Raw genomic sequence first — 15,981 nt, 5'->3', positions numbered from 1 at the left:
TTAACTCTATATGTATATTTTATATAATTTTTAGTATTTTCTATTTTCAAAATTTAAAAATTTTAAAAAAACTTAAAATAAAAAAACCCTATTGATTTAGAACAATAGAGTTTTCATAACTCATTTAAATTTTATTAAAATGCTGTCCAGCCTGCATCTGCAACTATTTCTGCCCCATTAATTAAACTAGAATCATTACTTGCAAGGAATAAAGCTATTGTTGCTATTTCTTCTGGAGAGCCTGACCTTGGTACATTTCCCAACCCCAATCTAATTCTTGAATATCCAAATTGACTAGGATGACTTGTACCTACTCCAATTTCTGAATCTACTCCTCCAGGACAAATAACATTGCATCTTATACCTTTATCAGCATACATAAATCCAATATTTTTTGTTAATCCTAATAATGCATATTTAGAAGCAGTATAAGAAACTCCTGCTCTACAACCATTTAATCCTCCTATAGAACCAACATTAATTATATTTCCTTCCCCTTGTTGGATCATTAAGCTTACAGCCTTTCTACAAGCATAAAATGGCCCATTTAAATTAATATTCATTACATTTTGCCATAGTTCATCTTCTACTTCACCTACAGGCATCATTTCATCCATTATACCAGCATTATTAACTAAAATATCAATTTTACCAAAATTCTCAATAGCAAGATCAATCATTTTTTCATTATCTTCTTTTCTTGAAACATCTCCTTGCATTGCAATTATTTTACCCTCATAATTTTTAGATATTTCAACTATTTCATCAAGCTTTTCTTTTCTTCTTGCAACTGCAATAACAGAAGCTCCTTCTTTTGCATAAAGTAGTGCAATAGATCTCCCCATACCTGAACTTGCACCTGTAACTACAGCAACTTTTCCTAAAAGTTTCATATATAATATCTCCCACAATAATTTTATTTATTTAATATATATTACTTTAAATCTATAATATTGATACTTTTTTATCAATATCTAATATAAATATTCAATTTATCTACTATTTTTATTTTATTTATGTGTATTTAATTAGTATAAACACACCATAATTAAAAAACAAAATTACACTTAATTCTTTAAATAGATGTTATAATTATATATAGTATCAATTTGAAAGGAGCTAATAATTTGAAAAATATAATAACTCTAATACTATCATTCATTACTTTCTATGCAATATTTAATTACTCAGTTAAGTACTTAGTACAAAATAATAAAATATCTTTTAAAACTCCAAAAGATGCAAAAGGAAAGATAATCTGGACTATTATCTGCTGTGCTATTTACATAGTTGGATATGTAATTGTAGACTTTATAGATCTAGGTATTATAGGATTTAACATAGCCAGAGGATTCTTACTAGCAGTTTTTATAACACTTTTATTATTAGATACATTTAAAAAGTAAACTATTACTATAATAGCCAAATAACTTAAGTATAAAAGAATCTATTACAGTAACTTATATCATTTAATAAAACAAGCACTATGTTAATTCATACTTTTTATTTTTATATGCTATAATTATTAAAAATCATATAAATCAGAAAGGATACAAAGGATGGAAAAATATATTTCAGAAGTTAAAACACCTAAAATAAGTATTGCACCTATGGTAGATAAAACTCATAGACATTTTAGATACTTTTCAAGGATTTTAACTAAAGAAGCCCTTTTATATACAGAAATGGTAACTGCTCAGTCTATAATACATGGAGATAGAAATAAAATTTTATATTTTAGAGAAGATGAAGGTCCCGTTGCTCTTCAAATTGCTGCTTCAAATCCAGAAGATGCGTATAAGGCTGTGAAGTTAGCTGAAGAATTTAATTATAGCGAAATAAATTTAAACTGTGGTTGTCCATCTGATAGAGTTTCAGGTAATTTAATGGGAGCAGCTTTGATGTCTTCAAAAGATTTAGTATATGAAATACTTTGTGCTATGAAGGAAGCAACAAATAAACCAGTTACAATAAAGCATAGGATTGGAATTGACGGAACAGGAGTTTTAGAAGATACAAATAATAAAATAATTATGGAAGGTTATGATGATCTTTTAGACTTTTTAGATACTGTATCAAAGGCTAAGCCTGACAGATATACAATCCATGCACGTTCTGCAATTCTTAAAGGACTAAGCCCTAAGGATAATAGAGAAATCCCACCTTTAGACTATAATATTGTTTATAAACTTAAAGAAGAGTTTGATTATTTAAACATAGAAATTAATGGTGGTTTTAAAACTATTGAAGATATAAAATCAGCATTAAGTAAAGTCGATGGAGTAATGATTGGAAGACCTGCTTATGAAGACTGTTATCTTTTAGCAAACTTTTTTAAACTTTATGATTACTCTGAAGATAAAAAGCCTATCTCTAGAGGAAATGCTATTAAATCATATATTCCTTACATAATTGAAGAGCTTGAAAAAGGAAATAGTGTTCATGCCTTAGTTTCACCATTACATAGCCTATTCCAAGGAGTAAAAGGAAGTAAAAAATACAGACAACTTTTATCTTCTTCAAATGTAAAAAAAGATACAATAGTAAATATTTTAAATACAATTTTAGAAGATATGCCTGAAAATATCTTGTGGAGATAATTCTATAATCTAATAATTTATTATTACATTATATAATGTATACTAATTCTTAATAATAAAAGGCAATCTAATTTTAATGGAATTAGATTGTCTTTTATTTATATATTTTATTATGTAATTTTAAAACATCAAATTTTAACTTATATTTAATAAAAAATTAGCTATTAAATGTTACTATAAAATTACTATTGTCTTTTTTTCTTTTTATAAACAAATGCTCCACCTGCTAATGATGATATTCCTAAGAACATCTTAACTAATGCTGATGGGTCACCAGTTTGAGGTAATTTTCCTGGTTTTTTATTATCAGTTTCTTCTCCAGAATTTAAAGATCCACCATTTCCTTCTTCTGGTTTTTCCTCTGGATTAATTTCTTCACTATAATCTTCAAAGACCTTTATAGCACTTTCTAATATTCTATTTGCTACAAAAATTTCTTTCCTAGATGCACCATCTATTAATAATTCTTCTATTTCATTTGAAGCAGTTTTCAATTCATTAATTACTTTTTCAGATTTTTCTTCAGTATTTGCTAATAATTCTTTTGCTTGTGCTAAGTTAGCTTTTGCTATATCCTTAACAGCTTCTAAACTAAAGTTTTCAGTTACTATTTCATAAATTTCTGTGTTCCAGACCCCTCCTGGAACTCTAATGTAATTGAAACTACTTCTTCAGGTTTGTCCATATTAAACATATTATAACCCTTATCTAATGTTCCAAGATCTATTCTTCTATCATCAGATGTTCTAGCAATAACTTTTGCATTAGAAATAGTTTGTTCCTTTTGGAATATTTCAACTTTATTAATTAATTCTCCATCAAAAATATTGTAAACTAATTTATCACCATTACCTAAATCTTTTGTTGGTATATATGAAGTTTGAATATTGTTATCCATTAAGTTATTTAATCTATGATTATCATCACTTGGCTTAACAGTTGATTCAAATATAACTTCTGCTTCTAGTGAATTAACTGAGAAATCAGACATTCTAACCCATGAATCAGTACCTCCTGTAGCTGTAACTCTTATATATTGAGCATCAAAATCTAAATCAAACATTCTGAATTCATTTGACATATTTCCATTATGAATCTCTGTCCAGTTTCTTCCATCTACCGAGTACTCAACCTTACCTTCACGAATTCTATCTGCACCAAATGCTCTGTCTAATACAAATTGAATATTTCTAACATTCTTAACTATTCCAAGATTTAAAGTAAAGTTATCTCCAACTTTTAGAGCTTCTGATGATATAAAACTTGAATCTAAATCGCCATCAACTACAGCTGCTAAATCTTTATAATTTCCACTACCATTTCTGTTAGTAGTAACTGATTCATCTCCTTTAGCTTCAATTATTAAATCCATACTGAAGTCCTTTACAGCTTTGTCTTCACTTGCAACGAATCTAACTTCTTTAACAATTGTGCTTTATCTAATGATATTGAATCACTATCTCCTAGCTTAATCCAATCCATTCCATTAATTGTGTATTCTATAGTTCCATTAACATTACAGTTAATCTTAACACCAGTTATAAATTTATATTCTGGTAATTCTAAACTAATTGTATCTCCAGCTTTTAACTTAACTTTTTCTTCTGCAACTACTGAATTCACTTCATTTTTATCTACAACTTTCTTGTTATATAAAAATTTAGTCTCTACACTTGATTTAACACCACTTGTAGTATTTTTATTTACCATAAATTCTCTAACATATACTTGATTTTCTTGATCTTCTATAGCTATATACTTGATATATCTAGCATTTTCATTAATTCCATCTTTAAATACTTCTCTGAAAGAATTTCCTTCTAATATTGTTTTCCATTCAACACCATCTTTAGATATTTGAATATTTCCATTCATTATCATATTATCATCTGAAGTTCTTCCCATTAACATATAAATATTATTTATATGTTCTTCTTGTCCTAGATCTACAACTATTTCATCTCCAGTTTTAATATTTCCTGCTGATCTATATGCTGTATCAAACTTTCCATCAAACATATTTTGAAAATTATATGGAGATTTTCCATTATACCACTCTTCGAATTTTAATGGAGAAAGATTATCTGAAGCAGTTGCTGTATAGCTATAAGTTTTAACTTCATCTTTTACACCCCCATTAAAATACATATTATCCGTTTTTAAATTAGCTTGTTTTATAAAATCATCTAATACTTTATCTGAAATTACTGCTTTTGAAGCATCTAATTCAGAAATTTGTAATGATAATTTTGATTTTAATTCCCACCAAGTTTGACTATCACCTTTTAGCATTGCAACAACCATATCTGATGCTGTTGTTGCTGCATCTGCATAATTAGTAAGCTTTTGTAATTGTGGTGCAACTTCTTCTAACATTGCAGAATGTAATTTTGATTGAGTGTCTGCTACAGCAGATTTAATAATTTCAAATCCAGCCTTCAAGCTTTCAAGTTCGGCTACAGGTAATTGATTGTTATCAACTTTATTCCAGAATGCTTCCATAATAGCTTTCATTTCTGGCGCATCTTCTCTACCTGTATCAAGTCTTGTACTATGATCAGCAAATACTTTAAAGCTTTCTTTTAATTCTTCACCTACTATATCAGAAATAGCATTATCCCAAGCTTTGTTATAATCATAAGCTGCTGTATTCCATGCATAATCTGCACCAGTATGTAAAGTTATCTTAGAAGCTTCTCCAAATTCCATTGGATTCATTACAAATCCACCTATTTTACTACTTAAGTCATTTCCTAAGTTATATATTGGACCTAAACCTAGCTTATTAACATTGTAATCATTCACTGGATAATTCCACCATAAAAGCATCTTTCTATTATAAAGGTTGTTTACCTTATCTGCATCTCCTAAAGTTACAGTTTGAGACATAACATCATGCCCAGTCCACATAACTTCTATATCTGTATCTAAATTCTTTGAAAATCCTTCAGTATATGGCTTAATACTTCCATCACCATCATACATTACTGATGCCCAGTATTGAGTTGGAACAGTTAATAAAGGCTTAACATCTCCTTTAGCTTTTACGAAGTCCTTGTTAAATCTATTCATCAGAGCAGCTTGTCCAGCTCCATCATCTGTAAAAATATCATCCCAGAAAATCGCAAAGCTTCTAACACCCATTTTATATAAAGACTCACATTTAGCTACAAGCGCTTGATAATCAGCTTCTGCCTTAGCATTTATTGCTTCATCTGTACTCCCCTCAGGTGCAATAGTAATATCCTTACCAGGAGAAATAGCAAATACAAAGTCAACTTTATTTTCAGCTGCAGTATTTATAAGTTCTTGCATTCTTTCCATTTCTTCTGCTGGATATGGATCTCTTCATTTATCTCTATGATATGGATCATCCTTAGGTGCATATATGTACATATTTAATTTATTTTCACCATAAAATTTAAATTGATCTAATCTATCTTGATGTGTCCATGGATTACCATAAAAACCTTCTACTATAGCTCTTACATGCTGAGTCGGAAAATCCTTTATATAAACTTCAGGCATAACCTTTGAATTATTTTCTTCAACTATTAGTTTCTTTAAAGTTTTAACTCCATAATAAGTACCAGACTCATCCTTCCCCTCTATAGCTATTGTCATTGGGCCATTTTCTTTTGAATTAGCAGCAAGGACATATCCTTCTTTTACATCAATTGATTCTGCACCTTCTTTTTTTATTTCAGTTAAAAATTCATCCATTTCCTTAATATTATCATCATCTTCACCGATTATTATCGTTGTAGATTCATCATCAAAACTAGTATTAACTTCAAGTCCTAAATTTTTTAATACTTCCATTAATTCTCTTACAGCATCTGCATCAGCTTTATCTTGACCAATTAAGTTTACCTTATTTGATAAAGCTAGCCCTTCTCCTGATGCCTCAATTTTTTTGTGGCGTTGGGCTTATACGTGGTGCCTCTATCTTTAATTTAACCACCTGCTTTTCTGGTGAATTAATTTGTTCAGCAAAAACAGTTGTAGGTATTGTTGTAAAAATAAATGAAGTAACAACTACTTTGCTAAAATTGAATTTAGTTTTGTTCTTAACATATTATCCCTCTTTCGTATTTCTTTTTTGCTTTTGTAAAAATAAAAGCTATGGGCAAAAATATATAATTATCATATAAAAAAAATAATTACATATTTTCACTCATAGCTAATGCTCTAACCTTAGTAGATTACACGCTAAATTCGGCAATATTCGACTTATATTTAACGGTATATCCATAATTCACATATCTGTCAACGTTATCAATGATTTTTCAAAAAAATTATCTACATTTTATTAATTTTATTAAAATTACATAATATATCTTTATATGATATTATTTTATTTAAATAAATCATTATGTATAAACTGCCCTTATATTGATAAATAAAATTATTTAATATATAAAATAAGGATGTATCATACCGAATTTAATATTAATATGATACACCCTATTTCCAAAAATTACTTTTTTATTGGATTTTCGCCTTTATAAAAATTAATTATTTACAGTTTTCTTCTTTAATGTAACAACACCTATTAGTAAGATAAGTCCACCTATCGCTAAAGGAATAATTGGAGATGTTCCTCCTGTATTAGGTAGATCCCCTTTACCTGTTCCCGGCTTATTATTTCCATCATTATCATTGTTACCATTATTATCATTGTTGCCATTATTATTTCCACCATTATTGTCTCCAATTACTGGTCTCTTAACTAAATCTTCAATAGCAGATTTTAGTGTATTTACTGCATTATCTACTTCTTCTTGAGTAGCCTCTGTGTTTTCTAATACTTCTTTAGCTAAGTTTAGTGATTCCTCGAAAGTTTTCCATGTCTCTGAAGTATACTCTTCTACTTTAAGTTTTTCTGCTTCATTAATTAAATTTTCTAATTCTTCTTTATTTACTTCTACATCTTCTTTCATTGTTGAAGTTCCTATTTCATAAAGAGTTGGTGCCACACCATCCCATGAAATTTTTATTTCAAAGACATTATTAACATTAGATGTATCAAATATATTTATATTCTTAGATAATTTTCCAACTTCTGACCAACCACCTTCAGTCCTCACTGAAACTACAGCCTCTGAAATAGTTGATGGATCTTGAATTATTGTAAAGTTATCTATATCTGTATTTTCTGATATCTTATATACAAGACTTCCACTCTTAGGTGCATTTACTTGTGGTTTAAAGGCTGTGCTTAACTTACCATCAATTAAATTACTTGATTCAAACTTAGCTTCAGCAGCTGGGCTTACGTCAAATGTAGCATCATTATCTGAATACTCTAATTCTATCTTTGTAATATCAAATTTAACTTCATTTTTTGATTTATTAATTATACGAACATAACGAGCATCTAATTTTTCTGTTGTATCTGATACACTTGTCCATTCAACCCCATTAATTGATGTTTCTAATGTTAACTCATTATTACTAGTGATATCAGCAACAATATTTGTTATTTCTCTAATTTTATTTAATTTTATCCCAATATATTCATTTTCAGACAATGTTACTTCATTCACTCCTGCTAAAGTTGCATTTGATGGGTAAATATCTACTGTATTTCCTTTTAACAAATCAACATTTGTATAAACATCTCTCTTTATGTGATCGGCATCATCTTTATTTATTGAAAACTCTCTAACTGAAATCCAGTTATTTTTAATTTCTCCTACTGGAACAACTCTCACATATTTAGCTTTTACATTAAGATTTTCTACAACTATTTTTTCTTTTTCCGGACCATACTCAATACCATCTATATCAGACCAGCTTTCTCCATCCATTGAATACTGGAATTTAACAAAATTAAATTTGTCTCCAGCACCTGGCTCACCTTGTTCAAATATAATACTGTTAACTTCTGTTACATCACTCAATTCTAGAGCAACATAGTCATCTTCTTTTGCAGCTCTACGTATCCACATAGTTGACAATCTAGAATTATCTCCATCAACTATATTTTGAACATTTCCCCAATATAAGTTATATCCCATATTTGTGTAAGGGAATAATGATAGCTTGTTAGTATCTGGATTGATTGCTTGAGTAGTCTTTTCACCAATTATTCTTGATAAATCTTTTACAAATGGTACTAAATATCTACTTCCTGGTTCTGGTCTAATTAGTCCATCAATTCCTTGAACTCTATAACTTCTCGAAGAAGTATATTCACTTTCACCTAAAGCATAATACTTAATAGCTTCTTCAGAATTTCCTTCTTCTAAAGCAAGTGCAGCATTAACATATGCAATTGTTGATTCAGATAAATCTCTCAAAGAATCAACCCATGCTTTAATTTCATTTTTCATTAACTCATTTTGTGATTTTTGTGCAAAGTTATTAGTTGCGTCTAAAATCTCTTGATATTCTACTAAAACAACCTTACTATCTTCTACTATTGATTCTTTTCTAAATAATTTTTTTGTAAAATCTTGAATTATTGGCCTTAATTCTTCTGATTCTTCTAATGTTAATCCATGCCAAGTTGGAGCAGGATCACTCATATGCTTTGCAAATGTATATAACTCTTCAGTTGCATTTGGCTCAATATATTTAAATGAATCTTCCCAACTCTTATCCATGTCAAATGCAGCACGATTCCATCCATAGTCTGCAATTGCAAATAAAGAAACCTTTGATGCTTGTGCTTCTTGCATTGGATTTGTTACTATTCCTCTAAAGTTTGTAACATTTGGATCTAACATTTCACCTTTTCCCATTAATAAACGACTATTATTAATATCATTTACTGGCCAGTTTAACCACATAAATGGTTCTCTTCCTACTGCTTCTTTAAAGAACTCAAAAGTTTCTTCTGTTACATAACCAAGTATAGTATCTCCTGTCCATAATATTTCAGTACTTTCAGGCATATTAGAAATTGTGTTTAAATATTCATTATTAACATCTCCGCCTGCTGATTCCTTAGTATATACTTTAGGGACAAAAAGGAAGCTATCTACATCACCTTTTGATAATCTCCATTCCTCTAAATCCTTCATAAGTCTTACTTGATCTTTTGCATCTCCTTCAGCATCATCAGCAAGTACACCAAATTGACGCACACCTATACTGTACAATTGTTCGAATTTTGCAATAATTTTTGATAAATCACTTTGATAGTTTTCCTCTGTATCAAAATTCATTCCATCCTTTAAGAATGGATGAATTGTCCATATAAATCTATTCTTTGTTTGTTCCCCAACTTCAACTAGTTCTTTAAGTTCTTCTAGTTTCTCACTTGGATATGGTTCTCTCCATTTAAGACTGTGGTATTCATCATCTTTTGGTGCAAAAATATATGTATTCATCTTAAAGTCTCCACCAAATTCCATTAAATCCTTACGATTTTCATTACTCCAAGGAATACCATAATATCCTTCTATAAACCCTCTCCAATATCCATCTGAATAATCTTTTATTACTAAATCTTTTATTTCATTACCTTCTATTTGTTTAAATATTAATTTTAGTGATGTAAGTCCATAAAAAGCTGAATCACTATCTTTACCTAATACTGCAATAACATTATCATCTACTGATACTATATGCGAATCTATTTTTTCAAAATGCTTATCATCACTTAAACCTTTACTATTAAAATAATTATCTACAATACCATTAGAATTATTTATTCCTACTAAAAAATTTGTTTGGTCTTTTTTTATTTCTGTTCCTATTTCATATGAAATACCTTTAATAGCTAATACTTCAAACAATCTATTTTTAGTTGCATCATCAATTCCATCTTCAAATACAACATTTACTGTACTTTGAAGGTTTACTTTACCATTTCCATATTCAATACTCTGTGGAACTGGGTATATCTCATATTCTCCGCTTTTTACCTCACTTTCATCTAAAGCTTTAGCATTTAAGGTAAATACATTTGGTACTAATGTAAATAACATAATTACCATCATAACTTTTGCTATAACTCTAATTTTTTTCTTACTTTTTAGTTGCATTCTCTGCTCCCCCTTAGTTTAAAATATATAATATAATATTCAATTTAATATCTGTTTAAACTATTATTAATAGTTTAAACAGGTTAAATTAAACAATATTAACAAAAAAAGCTGAAGAAGATATATTTATCTTCTTCAGCTAATGCTCTAAATTTAATTAGATTACACGCTATTACTTAGCAATTTTTACTTATGTTAACATTATATGTGTAATAATTACTATAGTCAATATTTTTTACTATTTTATAATTACTTTGTTACCTAATATCATTCTTATAATTTGTCTAAAAAATAAAAAAGAATCCTACTCACCTCTAGGATTCTTAGTTAGGGGTTAATTATAAAAAAATTAATGAGAAAATTGATTAAAAGTAACTGCACGTTTTCTTAATCAATTGATAATAATTATCAATATCTTTATAAATATAATACATTGTTATCTTATTTATGTCAATATTATTTTTAAGAAATTTTCTAAATATTTAAGATACTAATACAAGTAATAATCACATACAAAGAAAAAATTGCTCCTAAAACCATAGAGGCTAGAAGCAATTTAAAAATACTTTTCTATTCTTCAATTTCTATTGAGTTGTTCTTAATTATATTTTTATACCATTCAAAACTTTTCTTTTTACTTCTTTTATATGTTCCATTTCCTAAATCATCTGCATCTACATATATAAATCCATATCTCTTTGACATTTGTGAAGTTGAAGCGCTTACTATATCAATACAAGCCCAAGAAGTATATCCCATACATTCTACGCCTTCTTCTATTGCTATAGCAATTTGTTCAAAGTGCTTTTTGAAATAATCTATTCTATAATCATCATTAATAGAACCATCTTCCTCTACCTTATCATAGGCACCTATTCCATTTTCTACTATCCATAATGGCTTTTGGTATCTATCATATAAATCTATTAATGAAACTCTTAACCCCTTTGGATCTACTTGCCATCCCCATTCACTTGTCGGTAAATATGGATTTTTAACTCCAGTTACTAGGTTTCCTCCTACCTTTTCTCTTTGCTCTGCATTGACACTTTGCACCATAGACATATAATAACTAAAAGATATAAAGTCTACTGTATATTGTTGTAATATAGCTTCATCACCTTCTAGCATTTTCACATTAATATTGTTCTTCTTAAAATAATTTAAGACATGTCTAGGATATTTTCCTAATACTTGTACATCAGTGTAAACAAAGTTATTTCTATTATCTTTTTGAGCTAAAATTATATCATCTGGATTACAAGTTTCAGGATATGTTAAGGTTTTAGTAACCATACATCCAACTTTTGAACCTGGAATTATTTCATGACAATATTTTGTTGCTAAAGCGCTTGCTACAAACTGATTATGTAGTGCTTGATAAATTGCTTCTTCCGCTTCTTTTTTATTTGCATATTTATCTTCTACTACTCCAACTGTAGTAAATGGATGACGGAACACACTATCAATTTCGTTGAATGTAAGCCAATATTTTACTAAATCCTTGTATCTTTCAAAACATACCTTTGCATATTTAACAAACATATCTACAACTTCTCTAGAAACCCATCCATCATAATTATTTACTAAATATATTGGCATTTCATAATGAGATAAAGTTACTAAAGGTTCTATACCGCTTTTTTTTAGTTCTTTAAATAAATTTTCATAAAATTCTAATCCCTTTTCATTTGGTTCCTCTTCATTTCCATTTGGAAAAATACGAGTCCATGCTATAGATACACGTAAAGTTTTAAATCCCATTTCTTTAAATAAAGCTATATCCTCTTTATAGTGATGATAAAAATCTATCCCTCTACGTTTAGGATAATATTTATCATCTTTAGCTTCCATTGCATTCTTTATATCTTCTAATCCTACATGCCATTGTTTTACATAGTCTTTTATATCTATATCAGGTTTATACATAGCTACATCTGCTACAGACATTCCTTTACCATCAACATTCCATGCACCTTCAGCCTGATTTGCTGCAATTGCTCCTCCCCATAAAAATCCTTCAGGAAAAGATAATATTTTTTTCATTTAATCTGCCTCCACTATCTATCTAAATTTTCTCCATTAGTTTTTATAATTTGCTTATAATAGTTATAGCTATCTTTCTTAATACGCTTTAAAGATCCATTTCCATCATTATCTCTATCTACATAAACAAAACCATATCTTTTTTTCATTTCTCCAGTACCTGCTGAAACAATATCTATAGGTCCCCACCAAGTATATCCTAATATATCTGCTCCATCTTCAATAGCTTCATTCATCATTATTATATGTTTCTTTAGGTAATCCATTCTTTCGTCATCATGTATCTTACCCTCTTCTGTAACTTCATCTATTGCTCCTAATCCATTTTCTACAATGAATAAAGGTTTATGATATCTGTCTGTTAATTCATTACATACATATCTTAACCCCAACGGATCAATTGGCCATCCCCACTTTGTTTCACTCAAATAAGGGTTTTTCTTTCCTAATAATCCACCTGTATTACCTAGTATTTTCATTCCTGCTTCATGTAAAGATGATCTATAGTAACTAAATCCTAAATAATCACAAACTCCTTTTTTAAGAATTTCTTTATCCTCATCTTCCATTTCTATATTAATATTATTTTCTTTAGCAATACGGTTGAAATATGAAGGATATTCTCCAAGCATTTGTATATCACTATAAAATAAAGATCTTCTTCTTAATTCATAAGATTCAAATACATCTTCTGGATTACAAGAAGCTGGGTATATAGGAGATAGTGACAACATACATCCTATCTTAAATTTTTTATTTATTGAATGTCCCATAATTACAGCCTTAGCACTTGCTACCAACATATTATGACTTGCTTGATATATATCTTGTAGCTTATTCTCATCTTCTTTAACTACTATTGCTGCAGCTATAAGAGGTAGTGTATGAGCATGATTAATTTCATTAAATGTCATCCAATACTTAACTTTATCCTTATATCTATTAAATATCACATTACAATAGTTAGTATAAAAATCTATAAGCTTTCTATTTTTCCATCCACCATATTTAGTTATTAAATTAAGTGGAGTTTCAAAATGTGAAATTGTTATAACAGGTTCCATTCCATATTTTAATAGCTCATCAAATAAATTATCATAAAACTCTAGTCCCTTTTCGTTAGGTTCTTTATCATCTCCATTAGGGAATATACGACTCCAAGCTATAGAAGTTCTAAAGCACTTCATTCCAAGCTCTGATAATACCTTAATATCTTCCTTATAGGTATGGTAAAAATCTATAGCTTCATGACTAGGATAATATTTTTCTTTATTAATTTCTAATTCTACATTTTTAAATCTATCTGCTCCAACTGGTAGTATATCTGCAACGCTTAAGCCTTTGCCGTCTTCATTATAAGCACCTTCAGCTTGATTAGCTGCAATTGCTCCTCCCCATAAAAAATTTTTAGGAAATGTCATTTTTATGCCCCCTCGCCTATTAGTTCTAAGACCTTATCTTCATTTTTTACATTACGATAATTTTCTTTCTTTAATATTTTATTATTTGATTCAGTTATTAAAAGCATAGTTGTAGGATCATATCCTTTTTCTTTTATCTTCTTCAAATCAAACTCTATTAACTTTTGACCTCTTGTTACTTTTTCTCCTTGCTTAACTAAAAGCTTAAATCCTTGTCCGTTTAGCTCTACTGTATTAATTCCAACATGTATCAGAACTTCAAAATTATCATTACTCTTTAAACCTATTGCATGTCCAGTTGGAAATGCAACTTCTATTGTTCCATCTACAGGCGATGTTATTTCGCCAATTTCTGGTATGAATGCTACTCCATCTCCCATAGTTTTGCTTGAAAAAACAGGGTCATTTACATTTTCTAATGGAATCATTTCTCCTTTAACACAAGCTGCTAATTCTGAAGGTTTTAATGAACTTTTTTTAGTTTTAGATGCGTCTTCTTCAAATCCAAATACATAAGTTAAAATTGCTGATAGTGTAAATGCCATTGCTATACCTATTAAATAAATCACAAATGTATCTCCAAAGAATGCTGGTAAAGTTGTTAATGCTGGGAATACATAAACCATAGCCTTAGTTTGGAACATTCCCATAAATGCTCCTGCTATACCACCAGATATTGTTAACGCAATTAAAGGCTTTTTATATTTTACTGCTAATCCATATACTATTGGTTCTGTTATACCACCTAATAAAGCTGGAATCATTGTTGATGCTGCAAAAGCTCTTGTTTCCTTCTTCTTAGAACGAAGCACTACTCCTAAAGCAACACCTGCACTTGCAAATGTAGCGGCTGCAATCATTGGTCTAATAACATCATAACCTTGATTTGCAATATTGTTTATCATTATTGGAACAACTCCCCAGTGAATACCCATCATTACAAGGAATGTCCATCCTGCTCCAACTACTAAACCTGCTAATAATCCACTCTTATCACTTAAGAAATTAATTAAATCTCCCATTCCATTACCTAAAGTAACTCCAATTGGTCCTATAACTATAACTGCTAATGGTACCATAATTAATAATGCTACTGCTGATAAAGTAAATATTTCTATACTCTTAGGTATAAATTTCTTTAAAAATCTTTCGACATATGAATATATCCAAATAGTTAATATTGCTGGAATAACTGTTCCTGAATACCCCATAAGAACAACTGGAATTCCAAAGAAATCAACTACATCACCAGTTGCTTGCATAAGTCCTGAAAAATTAGGTTCCATTAATGCACCTACAATTGCAACAGCTACAAACTGATTTACCTTAAATGTTTTTGCAGTACTAAATGCTAAGAATAATGGTAAGAAGTAAAATACACTATTGCCAGCAGCACTTAAAATCTTATAAGTGCTTCCTGTATTATCCATAAATCCATAAGTTGTTAGAATCACAAGTAATGCTTTTATCATCCCCGCTCCAGCTAAAGCTATTATAATAGGATTAAATATAGATGACATTGTATTAAACATACGAGTTAATACATTTCCTGATGGCTTTTCTTCTACATCATCTGTATTCATTGATTCGCTCTTAATTTCTGGAAATATATTTAATACTGTTTCAAATACATCTGTAACATGGTTTCCTATAACTACTTGGAACTGTCCATTACCTTCTACTACAGATAAAACACCTTGTATATTTTTAATTGCTTCTCTATCAGCTTTTGATGAGTCTTTCAATTTAAATCTTAATCTTGTTACACAATGAAATAAGCTATTTATATTCTCTACTCCGCCTACTTTTTCTACTACTTCTTTTGCTAGTGAATCATAGTTTTTCTTAGCCATTATAACTCCTCCTAAAGTTTATTCTCATGATGACACCGGTTACATCTCATGGCATTATTATAAC

General features: G+C 29.2%; 10 protein-coding genes and 1 pseudogene. 2 read left to right on the top strand and 9 right to left on the bottom strand.

Annotation, left to right across the window (positions count from 1 at the left end; all coding sequences use genetic code 11):
* Positions 1 to 134: 134 nt before the first annotated feature.
* Entirely contained in the window at positions 135 to 893 is a 759-nt protein-coding gene (locus tag ACQPVP_RS04470) for an SDR family NAD(P)-dependent oxidoreductase (protein WP_430847631.1), read from the bottom strand.
* Positions 894 to 1,127: 234 nt separating this feature from the next.
* Between ACQPVP_RS04470 and ACQPVP_RS04465 the strand changes: the two genes are divergently transcribed.
* Complete coding sequence (locus ACQPVP_RS04465) at positions 1,128 to 1,406, top strand: hypothetical protein (protein ID WP_430847629.1); 279 nt, start codon at positions 1,128 to 1,130, stop codon at positions 1,404 to 1,406.
* A gap of 153 nt (positions 1,407 to 1,559) precedes the next feature.
* Positions 1,560 to 2,600: a tRNA dihydrouridine(20/20a) synthase DusA gene (dusA, locus tag ACQPVP_RS04460; protein WP_430847627.1), complete on the top strand. Its 1,041-nt coding sequence runs from the start codon at positions 1,560 to 1,562 to the stop codon at positions 2,598 to 2,600.
* A gap of 185 nt (positions 2,601 to 2,785) precedes the next feature.
* On the opposite strand, the gene ACQPVP_RS04455 is transcribed toward dusA, so the two are convergent.
* The 8 genes and pseudogenes from ACQPVP_RS04455 to ACQPVP_RS04420 all read right to left on the bottom strand — a co-directional run bounded on the left by ACQPVP_RS04455 (position 2,786) and on the right by ACQPVP_RS04420 (position 15,917).
* Positions 2,786 to 3,094 (bottom strand): LPXTG cell wall anchor domain-containing protein, encoded by a 309-nt coding sequence (locus ACQPVP_RS04455; protein ID WP_430847625.1) that lies wholly within the window; start codon positions 3,092 to 3,094, stop codon positions 2,786 to 2,788.
* A 113-nt stretch (positions 3,095 to 3,207) separates the two neighbouring features.
* Positions 3,208 to 3,972 (bottom strand): discoidin domain-containing protein, encoded by a 765-nt coding sequence (locus tag ACQPVP_RS04450; protein ID WP_430847623.1) that lies wholly within the window; start codon positions 3,970 to 3,972, stop codon positions 3,208 to 3,210.
* Between the two features lie 11 nt (positions 3,973 to 3,983).
* Positions 3,984 to 4,748 carry a discoidin domain-containing protein gene (locus ACQPVP_RS04445; RefSeq protein WP_430847767.1) on the bottom strand — a complete coding sequence of 255 codons (765 nt, stop codon included), beginning with the start codon at positions 4,746 to 4,748 and terminating at the stop codon, positions 3,984 to 3,986.
* A gap of 39 nt (positions 4,749 to 4,787) precedes the next feature.
* Positions 4,788 to 6,512: pseudogene (locus ACQPVP_RS04440) on the bottom strand (beta-N-acetylhexosaminidase family protein); the annotation flags it as partial.
* A gap of 602 nt (positions 6,513 to 7,114) precedes the next feature.
* On the bottom strand, positions 7,115 to 10,597 hold the full coding sequence (locus ACQPVP_RS04435; protein ID WP_430847621.1) for a beta-N-acetylglucosaminidase domain-containing protein: 3,483 nt from the start codon (positions 10,595 to 10,597) through the stop codon (positions 7,115 to 7,117).
* A 570-nt stretch (positions 10,598 to 11,167) separates the two neighbouring features.
* Positions 11,168 to 12,643 (bottom strand): glycoside hydrolase family 1 protein, encoded by a 1,476-nt coding sequence (locus ACQPVP_RS04430; RefSeq protein ID WP_430847619.1) that lies wholly within the window; start codon positions 12,641 to 12,643, stop codon positions 11,168 to 11,170.
* Positions 12,644 to 12,657: 14 nt separating this feature from the next.
* Entirely contained in the window at positions 12,658 to 14,064 is a 1,407-nt protein-coding gene (locus ACQPVP_RS04425; protein WP_430847617.1) for a glycoside hydrolase family 1 protein, read from the bottom strand.
* A 2-nt stretch (positions 14,065 to 14,066) separates the two neighbouring features.
* Positions 14,067 to 15,917 (bottom strand): beta-glucoside-specific PTS transporter subunit IIABC, encoded by a 1,851-nt coding sequence (locus ACQPVP_RS04420; protein ID WP_430847615.1) that lies wholly within the window; start codon positions 15,915 to 15,917, stop codon positions 14,067 to 14,069.
* Positions 15,918 to 15,981 lie beyond the last annotated feature (64 nt).

Source organism: Clostridium nigeriense, from assembly GCF_050585265.1.
Taxonomy (GTDB): Bacteria; Bacillota; Clostridia; order Clostridiales; family Clostridiaceae; genus Clostridium; species Clostridium nigeriense_B.
This window is presented reverse-complemented; position numbering and strand designations above follow the sequence as displayed.